This window comes from Paracoccus sp. MC1854 (assembly GCF_014164635.1).
Taxonomy (GTDB): Bacteria; Pseudomonadota; Alphaproteobacteria; order Rhodobacterales; family Rhodobacteraceae; genus Paracoccus.
Genome location: NZ_JACJFU010000005.1, coordinates 182,268 through 202,549 on the forward strand (window position 1 = coordinate 182,268; position 20,282 = coordinate 202,549).

Here is a 20,282-nt window from a genome sequence, read left to right on the forward strand (position 1 = left end):
GACTTCAGCGCCGCAGGGGGCTGTCCGCCCCCCCCGTCGCCGTTCCGGCGACTCCCCCGGAGGATATTTGTGACCGTCCAAAACATGCTCAGGGTTCTTCGGACAGTCTCGAATATCCCGGAGGTCCGGGGGCTGGCCTGCGGTCTGAGGGTGAAGCCTGACCCTGCGGCTCGCGCACCCGGAAAAAGACGCAATAAAGTGCCGGCACGAACAGCAGCGTGATCAGCGTCCCCGCGATGATGCCGCCCATCATGGCATAGGCCATTGGACCCCAGAACACCTGCCGCGAGATCGGGATCAGCGCAAGGCTCGCGGCAGCCGCCGTCAGCAGGATCGGCCGGGCGCGGCTGTCCGAGGCCTCGAACACCGCGTCCCACCGGCGGCGGCCGCGGTCCAGCAGCGACTGGATTTCGTGGACAAGGATGATCGAGTTGCGGATCAGGATGCCCCCAAGCGCAAGGATGCCGAGGATCGCGACGAATCCCAAGGGCACGCCGAAGGGCAGGAGCGTCGCCACCACCCCGATCAGCCCCAAGGGGGCCGCGGCGAAGACGATCAGCGACAGGCGGAAGCTCTGCATCTGGATCATCACCAGCAGCGCGATCGCCAGCAGCATCAGCGGCACCACCGCCGCGATGGGCTGCTGGCTTTCGGCCGAGCTTTCAACCGTCCCCCCCACCGTGATGGAAACCGAGGGCGGCAGCCCGGCCGCGTAGTCCGCCACCCGCGGGGCCAGCGCAGCCACCAGCGTCGCGGGCTGGTCCGAGGTCGCCACGTCCGCCTTGACCGTGACAGTCGGCACGCCGTTTCGCTGCAGGATCAGCGGCTGCTCGGTGTCGAAGCTCAGCCGCGCCAGTCCGGCCAGCGGGATCGGCGTGCCGGAGGGCGTGGCCAGTTCCAGGTTGTGGATCGATTCAAGCGACTGGCGGTCGGCCTCGACCCCGCGCGCCACCACGTCGATCAGGAAGATCCCGTCGCGCAACTGGGTGACGGTGAGCCCCGAGAACACCGTCGCCAGCGTGTTCGAGATGTCCTGGCTCGATACCCCCAGCCGGCGGGCGCGGTCGTGATCGACCTCGACCCGGACCACCCGCGCGGGCTCGTTCCAGTCGAGCGCGATGTCGCGCAGGCGCGGCTCGCCCGCCAGCACGGCGGCAAGGCCGCGGGCGGCGTCCCGCGCTTCCGCCGGGTCGCTGGCGCTGACGCGGTATTGCACCGGCTTGCCGACCGGGGGACCGACCTCCAGGAATTTCACATAGATGTCGGTGCCGATCATCCGGCTTTCCGCGAACCGGCCGATCTTTTCCTTCAGCGCGTCGCGGGCGGCGATGTCGGAGGTCTGGACCAGCACCTGCCCCATGAACGGCCCCGGCGTCGGTATGTCCAGCGCCAGCACGAAGCGCGGCGCGCCGCGTCCGACATAGCTTGTCCAGAACAGCGCCTCTGGCTGCTCGGCCAGGAAGGCTTCGAGATTCGCGATCGAGGCGTCGGTGCGGGCGATGGAGGCATTGTGCCGTTCGGTGACGTCGATCAGCAACTCGGGCCGGTCCGAAGGCGGGAAGAACTGCTGCTCGACGAAGCGCATCCCCCAGACCGAGGCGGCGAACAGCAGAAGGGTCACGCCGATGGTGATCCAGCGGAACCGCATGGACCAGCGCAGCATCGCGTGGAAGGCCCGGCGCAGGCGGCTGACGCGGCCTGCCTGATGTTTCAGCGCGCGGGGCAGGAAGGTCACGCCCAGAAGCGGCGCGAACAGCACCGCGACGATCCAGCTTATCACCAGTGAGACGGCGATGACGACGAACAGTGAGAATGTGAACTCGCCCGCCATGGAGCTGTTCAGCCCGATCGGGATGAAGCCCGCGACCGTCACCAGCGTCCCCGTCAGCATCGGGAATGCGATCGAGGTCCAGGCGTAGCTGGCGGCCTGTTCCCGGCTTTCGCCAAGCTCCATCCGCGAGATCATCGTCTCGATGGCGATCATGGCGTCATCGACCAGCAGGCCCAGCGCGATGATCAGCGCCCCCAGCGACACCCGCTGCAGGGTGATCCCCCAGACCTGCATGACGACAAAGGTGATCGCCAGCACCAGCGGGATGGTCAGCGTCACGATAAGCCCCGCCCGCAGCCCGAGGCTGAGGAAGCTGACCAGCAGGACGATGGCCACCGCCTCGGCCAGCGCCTTGACGAAGGTGCCGACGGCATGGCGGACGACCTCGGGCTGGTCGGCGAACTTGTGCATCTCGATGCCGATGGGCAGGTCCAGCGCGATGCGTGCCATCAGCGCGTCCAGATCGGTCCCGAAGCTCTGGATGTTCTCGCCCTCGCGCATGGCGATTTCCAGCCCGATGGCGTCACGGCCGTTGTGGCGGAAGATGGTGGCGGGCGGGTCGGCATAGGCGCGGCGCACCGTCGCGACCTCGCCCAGGTTGAAGAAGCGGTCGCCGATCCGCAGGTTGACGGCGGCGACGGCCTCGGCGGTGTCGAACTGGCCGCCGACGCGCAGCAGCACCTGTTCCGGGCCGGCCTGCACGATCCCCGCCTGGGCGATGGCGTTCTGCGCGGCCAGCGTCTGCAGCACCTGCGATTCGTTCAGCCCCAGCGCCGCCAGCCGGGCGGGCGAGAACTCGATGTAGATCTGTTCCTCGCGCACCCCCAGAAGCGAGGTCCTGCCGGCGGCGGGCAGGGCGCCCACCTGCTTGCGGATTGCCTCGACCCGGTCGCGCAGTTCCCGCGGGGTGAAGCCGTCCGCCGTGAAGGCGTAGATGTTGCCGAACACGTCGCCGAAGCTGTCGTTGAACTGGAAGCCCGCGAATTCCTGCGGGAACTCGGGGCGCAGGTCGTCCATCATGTTGCGCACGCGCTGCCAGCTTCGCCGGACATTTTGCCCGCGCACGTTGTCCAGCAGCTCGACATAGACGACCGCCAGCCCCGGCAGCGTGACCGAGCGCGTCAGCTTCAGTTGGTCCAGCTCCTCCAGCTTGGTCTCGATCCGGTCGGTGACCTGGCCCATCATCTCGTCGGTGGTGGCGCCGGGCATGGCGGCGGTGATCACCATGACCTTGACGGTGAAGCTGGGGTCTTCCTCGCGTCCCAGGGCGCGATAGGCCATGGTGCCCGCGATCATCGAAAGGATCAGCAGGAACCACACGAGCGAGCGGTGCCGCAGCGCCCAGTCCGAAAGGTTGAAGCCGCGGCGGCTCATGGATCGACCCGGCGCCCGACCGCCTGCCCGTCCGCCAGCGAGTTGACCCCGCGCACGACCACCTCGGCCCCGAGGGCAAGTCCCCCGATCACCTCGACGCGGCCGTCAAGCCGCGCGCCCGTCACGATGACCTGCAGCGTGACGCGGGCGGTCTCGCCCTCGCGGGCCACGACCCAGACGGCATGGCCTTCGGGCCTTTCCACCAGCGCCGATGCCGGCACGGACAGCCTTGCTGCGCGCGAGGTGACGCGGCCGGCGCGGATCAGGCTGCCCAGGCGAAAGCCGGTGCCGGGGGGCAGGGCGATATGGACGCGGCGGGTGCGGGTCAGGTGGTCGGCCACCGGCGAGATGCGGCTGACCTCTCCCCGGACGCCTTGCTCGATCTCGTGGTCGCGCCAGACCAGGAACAGGGCGCCGGGCGCCAGCCCGGCAAGCTCGGGCTCGGTCAGGTCGATGCGGGCTTCGATGCGGTCTTCCGAGGACAGCGTCAGGATCGGATCGCCCGCCGCGACCACTGCCCCCGGCGTCGCCCGCACGGCGCTGACGACGCCCGAAACCGGCGCGCTCATCACCGCAAAGCGTTCCGCGTCGCGGGCGCTTTCCACCCGCGCGCGCGCCTGTTCAAGCGCCGAGCGCGCGGCCGACAGCGCCTGCTCGGCCCGTTCAAGCTGGGCGGTCGAGGTCACGTCGCGGTCCAGCAGCGCCTGCGCCCGCGCGGCGGTGTTGTCGGCGGTCGTCAGGTTCACCTCGGCCGCCGCCAGCGCGGCCTCGGCGGCAAGGGTGGCGCCGGCAAGATCCTCGGGGTCGAGCCGGGCCAGCACGTCCCCCTGGTTCACCCGGTCGCCGATGTCCACGCGCCGTTCGATCATCCGGCCCAGGGTCTGGAAGGCCATCTGCACCTCGGTCGCGGCGGTGACCACCCCCGGAATGCTGCGGCCGACGGGACGGCTGTCGCCGTTGGTGACGATTTCGGTGACGACCGGGCGGGGCAGGGGCGGCGTCCCGGCCCGCGCCGGGCCGAAGTGCAGGGTGAAGGCCCCCGCGGGGGCCGCCGCCAACAGGCCGAGCGCCAGAAAAAGGGCCAGACGCATCCTCAACCTTTCTCTTCCGCCGTTGTCACCCGGCGGCCCGGATACATGAGCTGCGAGCCTTCGCCCACGACCAGATCCCCTGGCGAAAGGCCCGATCTCAGCACCACCCGGCCGGTGTCGAACCGTTCGATCCCCACGGGGGCGAGGGCCACGGTGCCATCCTCGGCCACGCGCCAGACGGCCGGGTCGGCGCCTGTCGAGGTCAGGGCCGTCCAGGGCACCTCGATCCCGGTCCCGGCGGGCAGGTGGACGATGCCCAGCACCGCCGCGCCCAGCAGCGTGGCGTCAAAGGGGCCCTCGATCTCGGCCCGCACCGCCACCGACCCGCTGGCCGGATTGACCAGGGGCGCGATCTCGGTCACGCGGCCCTGCAATTCGATACCCCGCCTGTCGATGATGCTCAGCGAGACATCGGCGCCCATCGCCATGTCCAGTTGCGGCGCGTCGGGCACCTGGAAGACGGCCTCGAGGCTGGTCAGCGCCGCCACCGTCAGGACCGGCTGGGCGGCGCCCACGACCTGCCCCGGCTCGGCCATGCGTGCGGTCACCACGGCGGCCTGAGGCGCGCGGATCATTGCGTCGAAGACCGCGCGGCGGGACTGGTTGACCATGATGCGAGCGCTTTCCAACTGCCCCTGTGCCGCCGACAGCGCCTGTTCGGCGGCTTCAGCGGCGGCACGGGTGCCGATGCCCCGACGCAGCAGCTCGGCCGCGCGGGCCGCGGCGTGGCCTGCCTGCTGCTCGGCGGCCTCGGCAGCGGCGCGGGCGGCCAGGGCCTGAACCAGAGTCTGCCGCTGCTGCACGCCCTCGGTGCGGGCCAGCACATGGCCGCCCATCACCCGGTCGCCCGCCTGCACATGGATGTCGGTGATCCGGCCGGCCGCCGGAAAGGACAGGTCAATGCTGTGCTGCGCGGTGATCGAGCCGGTCAGCCGAAGGTCGATCGTCATCGGGCGCTCGCCGACCCGGACGATCTCGACTGCGATGGGGGCGTCGGGCGACTGTGCGGGTGCCGCCGCCGCCATGGCCATGATCGCGCAGAAGGTCAGAAGCGAACGGCCGGTCAAGCGACGACTCCACGGTTCATCGGGGCGTTATGGCGCGGCGCGGTCCACTGCAAGGCCATTGCCCCGGATCAGGTCACCGCGGCCCGGCGGTGGTGTTCGGGCCTGTTCCAGCGGCCTTCCCGCAGGACTGTCGCCAGCACCTCCACCGCCCGCGCCACGTCGTCCGTGTTGTTGTAAAGCGGTGCAAAGCCGAAGCGCAGCACGTCGGGCGCGCGGAAGTCGCCGATCACCCCCTCGGTGATCAGTGCCTGCATCACGGCATGGGCCTGCGGGTGGCGGAAGCCCACCTGGCTGCCCCGCTGCGCAGGGTCACGCGGGGAATGCAGCGCGACATCGGGGCAGGCGGCCTCGATGCCGCGGATAAAGGCTTCGGTCAGCTCGATGGACCGGGCGCGCAGCGCGGCCATGTCCACGCTCTCCCATATGTCCAGGGCCGCATCCAGCGCCGCAAGCGCGATGACCGGAGGGGTTCCGACCCGCATCCGCTCGATGCCCTGTGCGGGGGCATAGGCCTGGTCGAAGGCAAAGGGCGCGGCGTGCCCCATCCAGCCCTGCAGGCAGGGTCGGGCGGCATCCGCATGGTCCGGGTGGACCCAGATGAAGGCCGGGGCGCCGGGGCCGCCGTTCAGATACTTGTAGGTGCAGCCCACCGCGAAATCCGCGCCCGCCCCCAGCAGGTCCACGTCCACCGCCCCGGCCGAATGGGCAAGGTCCCAGACCGTCAGCGCCCCTGCCTCATGCGCGGCGGCTGTCAGCGCGGCCATGTCGTGGCGACGACCGGTGCGGTAATCGACCTCGGTCAGCATCAGCACGGCGATGTCGGGCGCGATGTGCGCGGCCACCTCTTCAGGCGCGACGACACGCAGTTCCGCGCCAACGGTTTCGGCCAGCCCCTGCGCGACGTAAAGGTCCGAGGGGAAGTTGCCGCTGTCCGACAGGATCACCCGCCGGTCCGGCCGTATCCGCAGCGCGGCGGACAGCGCCTGGAACACCTTGATCGACAGCGTGTCGCCCATGACGACCTGCCCCTCGCCCGCGCCGATCAGTCGCGCGATCCGGTCGCCGACGCGGCGCGGCTGCACATACCAGCCGGCCCGGTTCCAGCCGGTGATGAGCATCCCGGCCCACTCGTCCCGCATCATCGCCGCCGCCCGGTCGGCGGCATGGCGCGGCATCGGCCCCAGCGAGTTTCCGTCGAGATAGGTGATCCCGTCAGGCAGATGGAAGGCGGCACGCGTCTGGGCGAAGTCGGTCATGTGGTTCCCCTTTGGTATGAGGCTAGCAGCGCAACCGGCGGCTGCAAGATGGCGCATGCCATTCATCCTTCCGGCCCGCCGCCGCGGCTTTCCTTGCCGAAAGGCTCCAGCAGCCCCATCCGGCCGGAAGACAGCCGTGGCATCGGTTCCCTGACCCGCCTGCTAAAAGCCGCCGCGATGTTCAGGGCCGCTCAAGGTTGTTTCAGACGGTCCTGAAATATCCCCGGGGGAAGAGGCCGAAGGCCTCGCAGGGGCAGACAGCCCGCGTGCGGCGGCGCAACAGGGGCCAGGCTCGCGGATGAAGCAATGGCCAACCGCCAGCTGCATCTGTGCTGTCCGGCACCTGCCATCTTCGGATCGCCTCCAACTCGTCACCTGCACTTCGGCGTTCGAGGAGGCGCGGTCGCCGGAACTTTCCAGCACCCTGCCCAAGTCCTGCGCGGCAGGCCTCGGGACTGCAAACCGTCCACGGGATTGTCTGCGGCCAGCCTTTTGCCTGCGCCGGGGCCTTCGCCGGCGGCAAGGTCCGGCGGACCTTTCCCTGATCCGGCCCGGCCCTTCGCTTGCGCTCGGGGCTTCAAACGGTCCACCGGACCGTTTGCGGACGTCCCTCACCCCTCGATCCTGCCGAAATCGGCGATCAAGCGGCCCGCTTCGCGGATGCGGGACAACAGGTTCAGGCGGTTTCGGCGGAGGATGGGGTTGTCGGAGTTGACCTGCACCGCCTCGAAGAAGGCGTCGATGGGCGCGCGCAGGGCGGCGATGGCCGACATGGCGGCGGGGAAGTCCTCGGCCCGCATGGCGGCGGCGATCTTCGGCTCGGCGGCGTCGAGTGCTGCAAAGAGTGCGCGTTCCTCGTCGGTTTCCGCGAATTTCGGGTCCGCGCCGAAGGAGTATTCGACGCCGTCCTTCTCCTCGGCCTGCGCCAGGATGTTGGCGGCGCGCTTGAGCCCCTGCAGCAGGTTCGGGCCGTCCTCGGTTCCCAGCATCCCGTTCAGCGCGGTGGCGCGGCGCACGACGAGCGTGAGGTCGTCCGACCCCGGCATCGCCAGCACCGCGTCGATCACGTCATGGCGGATGCCTTGGTCGCGGAGATGGACCTTGAGGCGGTCGTGGAGGAAGGCGAGGAGGTCGGCGGTAAGTGGAGCAACAAATGCCGCGAGCGAATCTTCGGCTTCTTCCGGGATTTCACCACATTCCTCTTCCGCGATATTTAGCTTTCCAAGAAAGACCTCGGCAGCAGTCCTCTCCTCGATGGACAGCGGACCGAGGACTTCAAGGATGTCTGTATGCTTTGAGAAAAGGATGCCCTTGGTAACGGCCTCTTCAACAGCGTTCGAAATCCGGTGCCGCAGACTATCACTTACGCCGTGGAGCAGATACATGTCCTGCAGTGAGCGGGGAACGGAATGCTCAAGAGCCTCTACAAAATCCAACGGGTTGAGGGCTAAGGAAAACACAAGGTCAAGAGTTCGTCGTCCGAAAAAGGCTCGCTCATTTAGATGGGTTGAAAGCTGCGCCTTCAATCCCAACCGCAGCCCATTTCCTGTCACCAGCCGGATCACACCCAGCGCCGCCCGCCGCAGGGCAAAAGGGTCTTTGCTCCCGGTGGGCTTCTCGTCAATCGCCCAGAACCCGGCCAACGTGTCCAGCTTGTCAGCCAGTGCCACGGCCACCGACACCGGCGCGGAGGGCACCTCGTCCGACGGCCCCAGCGGCGAGTAATGGTCGCGGGCCGCATCCGCGACCGCCTGAGGCAGCCCGGCAGCCTGCGCGTAGTACCGACCCATCGTCCCTTGCAACTCAGGGAATTCGCCCACCATCGCCGACCGCAGGTCCAGCTTTGCGACACGCGCGGCCTGTTCCGCTTGATCTGGGTCCGCACCTATGGCGGGCGCGATCTTGCGCGCCAGATCCGCGATGTGATGTACTCGGAGGGCTTGCGAGCCCAACTTGGCGTGGAATGTTACCTTCCCCAGTCCAGTAGCCCAGGCCTGCATCCCCGTGAGGGCCTCGCGCAGGTCGTTCTCCCAGAAGAAGGCGGCGTCGGAGAGGCGGGCGGCGAGGACGCGCTGGTTGCCGGCCAGGATCGTCGCGCCGTGATCGGGTGTCTCGATATTGGCGACGGTGACATAGCCCTCGATCCGGCCCGTCTTCGGGTTGCGGGCCGAGAGGAACTTCTGGTGCGCCTTCATCGAGGTCTGCAGCACCTCGGGCGGCAGGTCGAGGAAGCGCGCCTCGATCACCCCCATCAGCGGCACCGGCCATTCGACCAGCCCGGCGAGTTCCGTCATCAGGCCCTCGTCGGGCACGATCTCCCACCCCCGCGCAAAGGCGAGGTTCGCGGCCTCCTGCCGGATCGCGGATTCGCGCTCGGCGGGGTCGAGCATCACCTTTGCCCGGCGCAGCTTGGCGGCGTAGTCGTCAAAGCCCGTCACGCGGAAGGCGTCGGGCGCCATGAAGCGGTGGCCGTGCGTCGTGTCGCCCGCGGCGATGCCGTCCACTGTCAGCGGCACGACCTGCGCCCCCGCCTCGTCGGACAGGATCGCGATGATGGAATGCAGCGGGCGAACCCAGCGCAGACTGCCGGAGCCCCAGCGCATCGACTTGGGCCAGGGGAAGTCGCGGATGGTCGCCTCCAGCACCTCGGCCACAATCTCGGCGGCCTTGCGGCCCGGCTTCTCGATGACGGCGAAATAAACCTCGCCCTTCTTCTCGGGGCGGCGTTCAAGCTGGTCCAGCGTCAGGCCGGTCGAGCGCAGGAAGCCCTCGATGGCCTTTTCGGGCGCGTCCGTCCTCGGTCCCTTGCGTTCCTCGCGCACGGGCCTCGATTCCGGCGTCAGCCCCTCTACCGCAAGCGCCAGCCGCCGCGGCGTGGAAAAGGCGCCGGCAGAGGCATAGGTCAGGCCCGCTTCCACCAGCCCGTCGGTGATCAGGCGTTTGAGGTCCTCGCCTGCGCGGGGCTGCATCCGGGCGGGGATTTCCTCGGAGAACAGCTCGATCAGCAGGTCCATCAGTCCATCACTCCGCGTGCGGGGGTCTTGTCGTTCAACTGGTGCCAGCCGAAAGCTCGGCCGTCGGGATAGACGGCGATCACGCGGTCCACGTCGGGGTGAACCTCGGACTGGCCCAGGATGGCGCGGGCATTCCCGGCCTCGAGGTCGGCGGTCAGGGCACGCGCGGAATAGCACTGGAACCAGCCCGGCCCGTTCAGGGGCGTGGCCTGCGGGAAGGGGGTGGCGTCCGCGACCTCGGCCGGGTCCAGCGTGAAGCAGGACCGCCAACGGATGGGCGAGGAGTCCGCGTCGATGGCCCGGAAGCCCCCGACCGCAACCGGCCGGGTCGAGCCGTCGAGCAGCGTCACCATCATCTCGGATGCGCCGGTGATCTCGTCCACGTCCTCGTAGAAACCGTAGACCTGCAGGTAATACATGGCGAGGCCCGCCAGTAGCGCGGTCAGCACCAGCATCGAGGCCATGATCTTGCCGGTGGTCACGCCTCGGCCCCCGCGTTCGCCCCGGTCGCAGCCTCGGTCGTGACGAACAGGTCGGCGCAGGCCTTCGCCAGCGCCCGGACCCGGCCGATATAGGCTTGCCGTTCGGTGACCGAGATCACCCCGCGGGCGTCCAGCAGGTTGAAGATGTGGCTGGCCTTGATCGCCTGGTCATAGGCAGGATGCGCCATCGGGATATGCCGCCCCGCGCTGTCCTCGGGCGGCGCATCGAGGATGCGGGCGCATTCCGCCTCGGCGTCCTTGAAATGTTGCAGCAGCATGGCGGTGTCGGCCACCTCGAAGTTCCAGCGGGAATATTCGCGCTCGGTCTGGCGGAAGACGTCGCCATAGGTCAGCGGGATCGGCGCGTCGGGGGCGTTGAAAGGCATGTCCATGACGTGTTCCACGCCCAGCACATACATCGCCAGCCGTTCCAGCCCATAGGTCAGCTCGCCCGACACCGGGCGGCAGTCATGCCCGCCGACCTGCTGGAAATAGGTGAACTGGCTGACTTCCATGCCGTCGCACCATACCTCCCACCCAAGGCCCCAAGCGCCGAGCGTCGGGGATTCCCAGTCGTCCTCGACGAAGCGGACGTCATGGACCAGCGGGTCCAGCCCGATCGCCTTGAGCGAACCCAGGTAAAGCTCCTGCAGGTTCGGAGGCGAGGGTTTGATGATGACCTGATACTGGTAGTAATGCTGCAGCCGGTTCGGGTTCTCGCCATAGCGACCGTCCGTGGGGCGGCGCGAGGGCTGGACATAGGCAGCGGCCCATGGGCGCGTCCCTAAAGATCGCAGCGTCGTCGCCGGGTGGAAGGTGCCCGCGCCCACTTCCATGTCATAGGGCTGCAGGATCGCGCAGCCTGTGGCCGCCCAATAGTCCTGCAGCCGCAGGATCACGTCCTGGAAACAGCGCGGCCGGTCGGTCTGTTCGGGGCTGGTCATCCCGGCGTCCTTTCGCATAACTGACGCGAATGCAGGCCGCTCATAGGGTGCGGTCCGGGCCGGGTCAATCGGCCCACGGGGGCAAGGGGGTTGCCGATGCGGGGCTTGGGCTTTCTGATCGTCGCGATGCTGCCGGGGGCGGCGCTGGCCGAACCGGTGGTGCTGCGGATCGAGGCACAGCGCAGCGCGGCAGTCGCTCCGGTGGCCGAGGGCTGGGCCGGGCGCTTCCCCGACGTGATGACTTTCCCGCTGCCGGGCGGCTGGACCGGCATCGGTCTTGGCCCCATGGAGCGGGAGGCGGCCGAGGCGGAGCTTGCGCGCCTGCGCGCCTTGGGCGAGATCCCGGGAGACAGCTTCATCGTGCCGGTGCCCGAGGGCGCGCAGCCCGTGCAGGCCACAGCCGCGCCGCCGGAAGCGGAGGGCCCCTCGGCGGCCGGACCGGCCCCGGGTTCCTCGACTTTCGTGCCCTCTGGTGCCGAGGGGGACGAACCTGCCACCCCTGCCGATACTGGACCCGAAGCCGACGAACAGGCAGATGCGCCGGAGACGGCGGCGGTGGAGCCAGCCCCCGCGCCACCCGCCGGCGACTACCTGCGCCTGCAGCGGTTCGACACCCGCGAGGCGGCGGATGCGGCGCTTGCGTCATGGCGCGAGGACTTCCCCGAGGCCGGGCTGTTCCAGCAGCCCGACGGTGGCCTCGCCATCGCCCTCGGCCCGATGCCTGCCGAGGTGGCCGAGGCCTGGCTGGGCGCCTTCCGCACCGCCCAGCGCGTCGGCCGCTTCGCCGCCGTCCTGCCGCCCGCCGACCTGGGCCAGCCGCTGGAGCCGGCGGAAGAGATCGACCTGCCCGCCCCCGGCCCCGCTGCCGAGATGCCGCCGCTTGAGGACATCCAGCGCGCCCTGCGCTGGGCGGGGCATTACGACGGCGAGATCGACGGCAAGGACGGCCCCCAGACCCGCGCCGCCATCGCGGCCGAGGTGCTGGCGCTGCGGGCCTCGCCGGACCCTGCCGCCACGATGCAGGCGCTGATCGCGCAGCGCGAGGACTGGCGCGAGGACATGAACCTGACCCGGCTGGACGACCCGCAGTCCGGGCTGTCGCTGGTCGCGCCGATGGATCGGCTGCAATTCGACCGCAACGAGCAGGGGCTGTCGATCTATGGTCCCAGGGACGGCTCGGGCGCGGCGCTGATCCTTTACGGCGCGCCGGGCGGCCAGCAGGAGATGCTGGATTTCACCGGCCTTGTCACCGCGCTGGGCTGGGTGCCCTCGCCCGAGCGGCAGGTGGCGCGGGGCCGCGCCACGCTGGTCGGCCGCAACGACACCCATATCGGCCAGGCCGAGGCGCGGGTCGCGGACGGCCGGGTGCAGGGCATGGTGCTGATCTGGCCGGTGATGGACGCCGCGGACCAGCCCCGCGTCGCCGCCGAGATCCTCGACAGCATCCGGGTTACGCCGGCGGCGGAACCCGTGCCCGAGGACGCCCCCCTGTCCCCGGACGATCCCGCCTGATCACTGCCGCCAGAAGCGCGGCATCAGCACCACGAAGACGGTAATCAGTTCCAGCCGCCCGAGATACATGCCGCCGATCATCAGCCACTTGGCCGTGCCGGGAAAGCTCGTCACGCCGCCGTTCGCGGTGACCTCGGGTCCCCAGATCGGCCCGACATTGGCGATGGCGGTCCAGGCGGCGGTCAGTGCCGTGCGCGCGTGCAGCCCGCTCAGCGCCAAGGCCACGATCAGCACCCCGAAGCTCAGCACGAACATGGTGAAGAAGGCCATGACCGAGTTCACCACCTCGGCGTCCAGCCTGCGCCCCTGCAGGCGCAGGGGCCGCACGCGATGGGGCGAGTGCATCTGCACCAACTGCCCGCGCAGGGCCTGAAACAGCACCTGATAGCGGAAGACCTTGATCGAGCAGACCGTCGAGCCGGTGCAGCCGCCCACCAGCCCGACGAGGATCAGCAGCACGAAGGGCAGGTGCCCCCATTGCGTCACGTCCACGGTGAAGAAGCCGGTCCCCGAGATCACGGTGACGACGTTGAAGATGACCTCGCGCATGAGGTCGCGGGACAGCGCGACCTCGCGCCAGATCGCCTCGTAGGTCACGATCAGGATGCAGACGGCGGCGATGATGCCCAGGTAGGCGCGGATCTGGCTGTCGCGCCAGATCGGTCGGGGGTCGCCATGCGCCAGTTGCAGCATCCGCACGAAGGGGATCGAGGCGAGGATGGTGAAGAATGACGCCGCATACTGGATCGGGCCGATGAAAGGGCCGAAGCTCGCGTCATAGCGGCCGAAGCCGCCGGTGGAACAGGTCGTCAGCGCGTGCATCACCGCGTCGAAGCCGTTCATGCCCAGCGCGGCGTAGGTCAGGGCGCAGGCGAGGGTGATGCCAAGGTAAAGATAGGACATCTCGGCCGCGATCTGGCCCGCCCGCGGCATGACCTTGCCCATGGTGTCGAAGCCTTCTGACCGGAAGAACTGCATGCCCCCGACGCGCATGACCGGCAGGAAGACCATGGCGACGACGACGATGCCGAGGCCCCCCGACCATTGCAGGATGCCGCGCCACAGATGCGTGCCCAGGGGCAGGCCGTCGAGGTCCCGGAAGGCCGTGGCGCCGGTCGTGGTCATGCCCGACATCGCTTCGAACATGGCGTCGGTCCATCCTGCCCCCGGCGCGCCCAGCATGAAGGGGACCGCCCCCAGAACCGGCAGCACCAGCCAAAGCCCCGAGGTCAGCAGAAACGCCTGCTCGATCTGGAACCGCCCGCCGTCGCTGCGGGTGGCGAGCATGGTCATGCTGCCCAGCAGGATCGTCCCGCAGCCGGTGGCGAGGAAGGCCAGCCAGTTGGGATCGCCCGCCGTCCAGTCGATCGCCGCCGGCAGCAGCATCAGCCCGCCCATGGCGACGGAAAGCTTGGCAATCGCGTGGACCACGGGGCGGATGTCGATCATTGCGCCTGAGTGCCCCCGGCATCCGCGCCGGTCAAGCGCAGCCCGCTTGCACGGGCGGGCGCGCTTGGGTAAAGCTGCCGCCCATGCGGGTGTAGCTCAATGGTAGAGCAGCAGCCTTCCAAGCTGAATACGTGGGTTCGATTCCCATCACCCGCTCCACCTTCCCGTCTTTTGATCTGATTTAACTGGATTTTATCCTGGTCCAAGCGGTCAGGCGCCACCCAGTTTCGCACCCAGCAACATGGTTTTGGGCGAATGAAGAGGTCGGTCGCGAGAGTTTTGCAGGGAATCGCCACCGCGGGCTTTGACGATCCACTCGATGATCCGGTAGGGTTGAAGGCCCTCTACCATAAGTCTTGCTTCAGCATCAACGAAGCAGGCGGCCGCTTGAAACTCAACAACATGGGAAATCAAGTTCTAAACGCCGCCTGGCTTTTGATCATGTAGTTGCAATCTTCTTGAGTAGTTGGTCTGCACCAAATGGGCCGATCAGGTTAAATCCATGTCATTCGAGCAAGGAGCCGCATTGCTTTATTCATTGGACATCTGGACATTTTGAGAGGTGAGAATCTGCGCTGGGCAAAGAGTGCCAACGCTCTCAGGAACAAGCTGGCGCACGAGATGAGCTTCAAGGTTTCAGACAAAGGTGTTGCCAGGGTTGCTCTGCAGTTCAAGGATGCTGACGAGGAAGGCTTGTCGAAGTGTCGGCAATTCGCCCACTGAACTGGCCCCCCTTCCGACCGCACACCCGGGCATAGTCATGGAAGCTCAGGCATGCGCCTGAGCACGTCCTTATGTCTGAGATCGAGATCATCACCGACAGCGGCCGCCGTCGCCGCTGGAGTATGGTCCGGCGAAGACCCTCTACAATCGCTGGAGAGGGTGGAGCGACATGGGGGGCTTCGCCCCGGATCATGGAAGGGCTTGCCGCCACGGAGGAGCGACCGGGGACAATCATGATCGACACGACCTACCTCAAGACACATTGCACGGCTTCCAGCTTGCGGGCGAAAAGGGGTGTGGACGCCTGATCGGCCGCAGTTCGAGCATCAGAAAAGGATCTGCGAGATCGTTTTCCCGAGAACAGGCGGCATGAGCACCATACTTCATGCCATCACCCACGCCCAAGGCCGTCCGATCCGGTTCTTCATGGCCGCAGGTCAGAACGGCGACTACGTCAGGGCAGTTGCCTTTCTGAGCGACCCTCCCGCGGCGGAATGGTTGCTGGCTGATACGGGCTGCGATGCCGAATGGTTCCGGGAAGCTTTGAGGGACAAAGGGATACGTGCCTGCATCCCCAGCCGGAAATCACGCGCCAAACCCATCAGGTATGACAAGCGCCGATACCGGCGTCGCAACAGGATAGAGATCATGTTCGGTCGTGTGGAAAACTGGCGGCGCAGAGCAACCCAGCTCACGACAGACGCCCGAAGGTCTGCGTTTCCGCGTCGATCCGTGCGTCGATCCCCCGCCACCACCGTCATCTTCTGGCTATGAAGACGATGGGTCATGAGCCTGGCATGGCCCTGAGCAAAATCCGCTGCATTGAAAGGGAGCGCAGTCTGCACGGCTGCAGTTGCGCTCCCTTGGCGGGTCAGTTGACCGACGTCGCCGCGTCCGAGGCGTTGCGCATCAGGAAGTCGGTGACCATCGCCGCCTCGTCGGCATCCAGCCCCGCGCGCGGGAACATCGAGGGGGTGATGCCGCGCCACTGCAACTGGGTGAAACCGCCAGGATCGCGTGGCCCATGGCAGACGGTGCAGCGCTGGTAGAAGATGCGCTCGCCCGGCTCCATGTCGGCATAAAGCGATTCGACCAGTTCGGCCACGCGGTCGAGGCCCAGTTCGGATTCGTCCACCGCGGCGAACTGGTAGTCGGTCAAGATCGGCGGCTTCTGATGCGCCTGGTTCGGGCGCTCGGCATCCTCGCATTTGGCCACGGACGCCACGCAGGTATTGGCGATGGTCGCCTGCGTCAGCCCCGAGGCCGGGCGTTCCGAGGTGATCCAGTTGATCTGCCCCGAGTTGCAGCGCCCCTTGCTGTCGAGGTCCGGCCAGACCCCCTCGTAAAGCGACATGACGCCCGGCATGATGTCGTCCGACAGCACCGCGCCCGCAATGATCGCGCCGCGTTCGTTGCGGATCTCGACCAAGTCGCCTTCGGCGATGCCGCGCGCCTCGGCATCTTGGCGGTTGATCCGCACCGGCTCGCGCCCGTCGATCTTGTAAAGCTCGCGCAACTGGGCCGAGTTGTCCATCTGGCTGTGCAGGCGATACCAAGGGTGGGGGCTGACGATGTGCAACTGGCCTTCCTGCGCGTTGCCCAGGTATTCCAGCGGCTCCTGCCAGATCGGCATGCCGGGGTTGTCGGGCACGTTCATGTCCGCGATGGTCGTGCAGAACATCTCGACCTTGCCCGACAGCGTGTGCAGCGGATTCTTCTCGGGGTCCTCATAGAAGGCGCCGTGGCGGACCCATTTGCGGGCTTCGGGCGGGGCGGGTTGCAGGGCGTAGCCTTTTTCCCAGAACTCCTCGAAGGGCGTGGTCTTGGACGCACCCGTCCGGCCATAGGCCGCCATGATGTGGTCCATGTAGTCCAGCGAATCGGTGAACTGCGCCCAGAGGCCCATCTTGTCGGCCAGCGCCTCGAAGATCTCGTAGTCGCTCATCGACTCGCCCAACGGCTCGATGACCTTCTTCATCGCGTAGATCTTGTCGTTGGAATAGGTGCCGCCGACCGAGATATCGTCGCGTTCCAGAGTCGAGGATGCCGGCAGCACGATATCGGCCCAGCGCACGGCCGCTGTCCACCAGACGTCCTGGCTGACGATCGTGTGCAGCTTGCCGAAGGCCTTGAGCAGCCGGTTCAGGTCCTGCTGGTGCGAGACGAAGTTGTTGCCCGCGTTGTAGATCATCTTGATGTCGGGATAGGCGCGGGTCTGGCCGTTGTAGAAGAATTCCTTGCCCGGATTTTCCAGCATCTCGACGATGCGGCTGGCGGGGCAGAGCGTGGACACCATGTTCTTGCCCGAGGACAGGCCCGTGGGCGTCGGCTGGCCCGACTGCGGCATCCCGCCGCCGCCATAATGCCAGCTGAAGCCCACGCCCTCGCCCGGCTTTCCGATCTTGCCGGTCAGCGCGGCGAAGTTGATGATCGCGTGGTGGACCAGTTCGCCGTGATGGGCGCGCTGCAGCGACCAGGCGCCGCCGAACTGGGTGCGCGAAGAGGCGAACAGCTCGGCCATCTCGCGGATCTTCTCGGCCGGGATGCCGGTGATCGCGGCGGCCCAGTCGGGCGTCTTGGGGGTGCCGTCGTCCTCGCCGCGGACATAGGCGATCCAGCGGTCGGCGCCGGTCGTGTATTTGTCCATGTAGGCGCGGTCCTCAAGCCCGTTTTCCAGCACATGATGGGCCATGCCGAGGAACAGGGCGATGTCGGTGTTCGGGATGATCTGCAGCCATTCCGCGTTCAGGTAGTAATCGGACGCGGTGCGCTGCGGGTTGATCGAGATGAAGCGGCAGCCGGCATCGCGGATTTCTGCCCAGGGGCGGGACATGCCGTGGTCGGCGACGGTGAACTCGATCCGGTTGTTCTTGACCGGGTCGCAGCCGACGAGGACGAAGACCTCGGTGTTGTCGCGGATGACCTCCCAGGCGGTCTGGGGCGAATAGACCTCCATGTCGCCGATGATATGCGGCAGGGCCACCTGCGCCGCCCCGGCCGAGAAGTCCCCCTGCGTGATGGTGCAGCCGCCGATCAGGTTGAAGAAGCGCTGCTGCATGACGTTCGGGCGGAACGAGCCCGCGTTCGACCAGCCACCATAGGACGAGCTGAAGATCGCCTCGTTCCCGTCAGCCTCGATGGTGTTGATGATGGCATTGGCCGCCAGGGCCAGCGCGGTGTCCCAGTCGACCTGCACGAACTCTTCCTTGCCGCGCAGTTCGGGCTTGGTGTCGCCGGTCTGCCAACCGTCCAGGTAGGACTTGCGGACCATGGGATAAAGGATGCGCGTCTCGTCATAGGTGCGGTCCACGGTGCCCAGCATCAGCATGTCGGTCGGCTGGTGGTCCAGTTCCGTGACCGGCGAGATCGCCGTGATGCGGCCGTCGCGCACCACCGCCTCGAAGGGGCCGTAATGCGAAGCGTGGAAGATCCGCTGCGAATGCGAGTTGGGATCGATCGAAGCCAGCGCGGTGCTGTTCATCAGCCGACCCATCGACAGCGCCCCTGCGGCGGCGACGCCGACCTGCATGAAGTTGCGACGGGAAAATTGCATGGTCATGGCTGCCACCTTTCTTGTTCGCTCCGCCACCCCTTCAACTGTCCGCTACAAGGGATGGTTGAAGCGCGATGGGTGAGCCAAAGTCTGAAGACATGGCGCGGCAATGGCAAGGCGCAGCAACCACAGCAAGCGCAAGGGACTTGAACATACCGGGAATCTGCGGCGTTGTGTCGCGAGATAGTGGAAGGAGAAACACCATGTTCACCAATCACGCTGCAGGCGCCGGGCGACTGGCTGCCGCATTGGCCTTGTCCGTGCTGCTTCCGGTTGCGGCCCTGGCGCAGACACCGGCACCATCGGCCGACACCGGGGCGTCGGCGGTTCCCGCGCAGTCTTCAGGGACCCCGGCTCAGGGCGCTGTGGGGGGTGCGGGGGCCGCGGCCGACCCGGCGGCTGATCCTCACAGGCTGCTGGACGAGATGAGCGGCGGCCCGCAGGGCTCGCCCACGGCGCAGCGCGGCAACCCGCAGCCGGGGACCTCGACCTCGATCCCGACGACCAATCCCGCCACCATCCGGCCAGTGGAGCAGGAAAGGGCCGGGAACTCGGACATGGCTGTCGAGGACACCGGCTTCGAAGGCCAGTGCGATCCGGTGGTGAGCATCGGCTGTCCGGCAGTGGCGGACCAGTTGCCACAAGCCGATGCCGCCGGTGGGTCCACCGCCGGCACGGCGGCGCAGTCGGCGAACGACGCCCCGGCGGAACCAGCCGAAGCGGCGAACTGACCGCCGGGCAGTCTTCCGCAGAGACAATGCAGCCTCAGTGTCCGAGGATGGGAGGCTGCCTTCATGGCTCGGGCAGCCGTTCAGGACGGCATCCATGCCCGAGTCGCAGGGTTGGTTGAAAGTCGCCGACCGGCATCCCCGCCAGCAGCAGGGACATGCGGGCAACGTTGCGGTTGCCCTCGCGCGCCTGATCGGGGCAACCGAACATCATGTCAGCGACGGCTTCCCAGACGACCCGGTTGCGCGCTATCAGTGCGCAGCGGCACCACGCTCCAGATCGTCGGTACGGATCAACGACGGCGCCACCCCCATGGCAGCCGATAAGGGGGTCCGGGTGTCGTAGCAGATGAAGGCGTCGGCTGTGACACTCCCCTTCAGCGGTTGCGCTTGGCGTTACATGTCACATTCCGTGTGATTATAGGGCTGTTTCCTGAACAGTTCGGGTCTTTCGCGATGCCAGACCTTGAGCGCGTCGATGGGCGTTCGACCCTTGAGGACAGGCTGGGGCAGCTGGCCGTTGTAGAGGCGGACATGAGCCGCAGGATGGTCTGCTTCAAGTCCTCGCCCCTGTGGAAGCGGTGGCTCTGCAGGACATCCTCGATCCGGCCATTGAACCACTCGACCATGCCGTTCGTTTGTGGGTGCATCGGGGTGCATCGGGGTGCATCGGGGTGCATCGGGGTGCATCGGGGTGCCAGGCGGTGCTCGATGCCGAGAACGTCTCAAAGACGGTCGAACTCGTGGTTGCCGGTGGCGGCGCGGCGGCGCAGCCTGAAGAGCCGGTCGGTGAACTCCTTGCCGTTATCGGTCAGCACCCGAGTAATCCGCATCGGTGCGGCGCGGTCGATGGCCACGAAGAGGTAGCGCCGGCGGTCCTCGTCGGCCATCTGGGGCAGGTATTTGACATCGATGTGGAGGTAGCCCGCAGCATAGTCCTTGAAGGGCTTGTGGGCCGGACGCGGCGTGGCCGGTTTCAGATCGCGCAGGTTGCCAGCGCTATGCCGCCGCAGGCAGCGGTCAAGGTCGGAACGCGAGACATTCGGGTTCAGAAACTCCCGCACCACCGACAGCAGGTCGTCGAGCGGCAGCAGCAGCGACCTGCGCAACGCAACCGCCACCGCCTGCCTCGGGCGGGCGTCAGCGTGGTCTGCAACCGGTGCGCCGTGTGGCTCCGGTCATGGAGGCTGTCGCGCTTGCGCCATTTCCAGACGGTCTGCCAAGAGATGCCGTAGCGCTCGGCAACCATCCAGGCAGG

Annotated in this window: 12 protein-coding genes, 1 tRNA gene and 2 pseudogenes; 5 read left to right on the forward strand and 10 right to left on the reverse strand. The window is 67.5% G+C overall.

Annotated elements, in window-relative coordinates; all coding sequences use genetic code 11:
* Positions 1–88 precede the first annotated feature (88 nt).
* From H5395_RS06560 to H5395_RS06590, 7 genes are all read right to left on the reverse strand, one after another.
* Entirely contained in the window at positions 89–3,205 is a 3,117-nt protein-coding gene (locus H5395_RS06560; RefSeq protein WP_182791765.1) for an efflux RND transporter permease subunit, read from the reverse strand.
* On the reverse strand, positions 3,202–4,296 hold the full coding sequence (locus tag H5395_RS06565; RefSeq protein ID WP_182791766.1) for an efflux RND transporter periplasmic adaptor subunit: 1,095 nt from the start codon (positions 4,294–4,296) through the stop codon (positions 3,202–3,204). The genes H5395_RS06560 and H5395_RS06565 overlap by 4 nt, the downstream gene beginning before the upstream one ends.
* A 2-nt stretch (positions 4,297–4,298) precedes the next feature.
* Positions 4,299–5,363, reverse strand: coding sequence for an efflux RND transporter periplasmic adaptor subunit (locus H5395_RS06570; RefSeq protein WP_234450765.1), 1,065 nt, complete (start codon positions 5,361–5,363; stop codon positions 4,299–4,301).
* Between the two features lie 68 nt (positions 5,364–5,431).
* Positions 5,432–6,619, reverse strand: a complete 1,188-nt coding sequence (kynU, locus tag H5395_RS06575) for a kynureninase (protein ID WP_182791767.1) — start codon at positions 6,617–6,619, stop codon at positions 5,432–5,434.
* A gap of 611 nt (positions 6,620–7,230) precedes the next feature.
* Positions 7,231–9,636 (reverse strand): glycine--tRNA ligase subunit beta, encoded by a 2,406-nt coding sequence (gene glyS / locus H5395_RS06580; protein ID WP_182791800.1) that lies wholly within the window; start codon positions 9,634–9,636, stop codon positions 7,231–7,233.
* Positions 9,633–10,115, reverse strand: coding sequence for a DUF6446 family protein (locus H5395_RS06585; protein WP_182791768.1), 483 nt, complete (start codon positions 10,113–10,115; stop codon positions 9,633–9,635). Before H5395_RS06585 ends, glyS begins: the two co-directional genes overlap by 4 nt.
* On the reverse strand, positions 10,112–11,059 hold the full coding sequence (locus tag H5395_RS06590) for a glycine--tRNA ligase subunit alpha (protein WP_182791769.1): 948 nt from the start codon (positions 11,057–11,059) through the stop codon (positions 10,112–10,114). The genes H5395_RS06585 and H5395_RS06590 overlap by 4 nt, the downstream gene beginning before the upstream one ends.
* 96 nt (positions 11,060–11,155) lie before the next feature.
* Between H5395_RS06590 and H5395_RS06595 the strand changes: the two genes are divergently transcribed.
* The gene (locus H5395_RS06595; protein ID WP_182791770.1) at positions 11,156–12,571 is read left to right on the forward strand and encodes a peptidoglycan-binding domain-containing protein; all 1,416 of its coding nucleotides are present in this window, start codon (positions 11,156–11,158) and stop codon (positions 12,569–12,571) included.
* Here the strand turns inward: H5395_RS06595 and H5395_RS06600 are convergent, their stop codons facing one another.
* Positions 12,572–14,020, reverse strand: a complete 1,449-nt coding sequence (locus H5395_RS06600) for a TrkH family potassium uptake protein (RefSeq protein WP_182791771.1) — start codon at positions 14,018–14,020, stop codon at positions 12,572–12,574.
* Positions 14,021–14,105: 85 nt separating this feature from the next.
* Here H5395_RS06600 and H5395_RS06605 point away from each other — a divergent pair.
* A tRNA-Gly gene (locus H5395_RS06605) sits at positions 14,106–14,179 on the forward strand.
* A gap of 673 nt (positions 14,180–14,852) precedes the next feature.
* Positions 14,853–15,517, forward strand: a pseudogene (locus H5395_RS18810) (IS5 family transposase); the annotation flags it as partial.
* 97 nt (positions 15,518–15,614) lie between these two features.
* Here the strand turns inward: H5395_RS18810 and H5395_RS06615 are convergent.
* Positions 15,615–18,302 (reverse strand): molybdopterin-dependent oxidoreductase, encoded by a 2,688-nt coding sequence (locus H5395_RS06615; RefSeq protein ID WP_234450766.1) that lies wholly within the window; start codon positions 18,300–18,302, stop codon positions 15,615–15,617.
* Positions 18,303–18,499: 197 nt separating this feature from the next.
* On the opposite strand from H5395_RS06615, the gene H5395_RS06620 reads away from it, so the two are divergent.
* Entirely contained in the window at positions 18,500–19,027 is a 528-nt protein-coding gene (locus H5395_RS06620) for a hypothetical protein (RefSeq protein WP_182791773.1), read from the forward strand.
* 94 nt (positions 19,028–19,121) lie between these two features.
* Positions 19,122–19,370 (forward strand): hypothetical protein, encoded by a 249-nt coding sequence (locus H5395_RS06625; RefSeq protein ID WP_182791774.1) that lies wholly within the window; start codon positions 19,122–19,124, stop codon positions 19,368–19,370.
* Positions 19,371–19,420: 50 nt separating this feature from the next.
* Here H5395_RS06625 and H5395_RS06630 read toward each other — a convergent pair.
* A pseudogene (locus H5395_RS06630) lies at positions 19,421–20,279 on the reverse strand (IS481 family transposase); the annotation flags it as partial.
* Positions 20,280–20,282 lie beyond the last annotated feature (3 nt).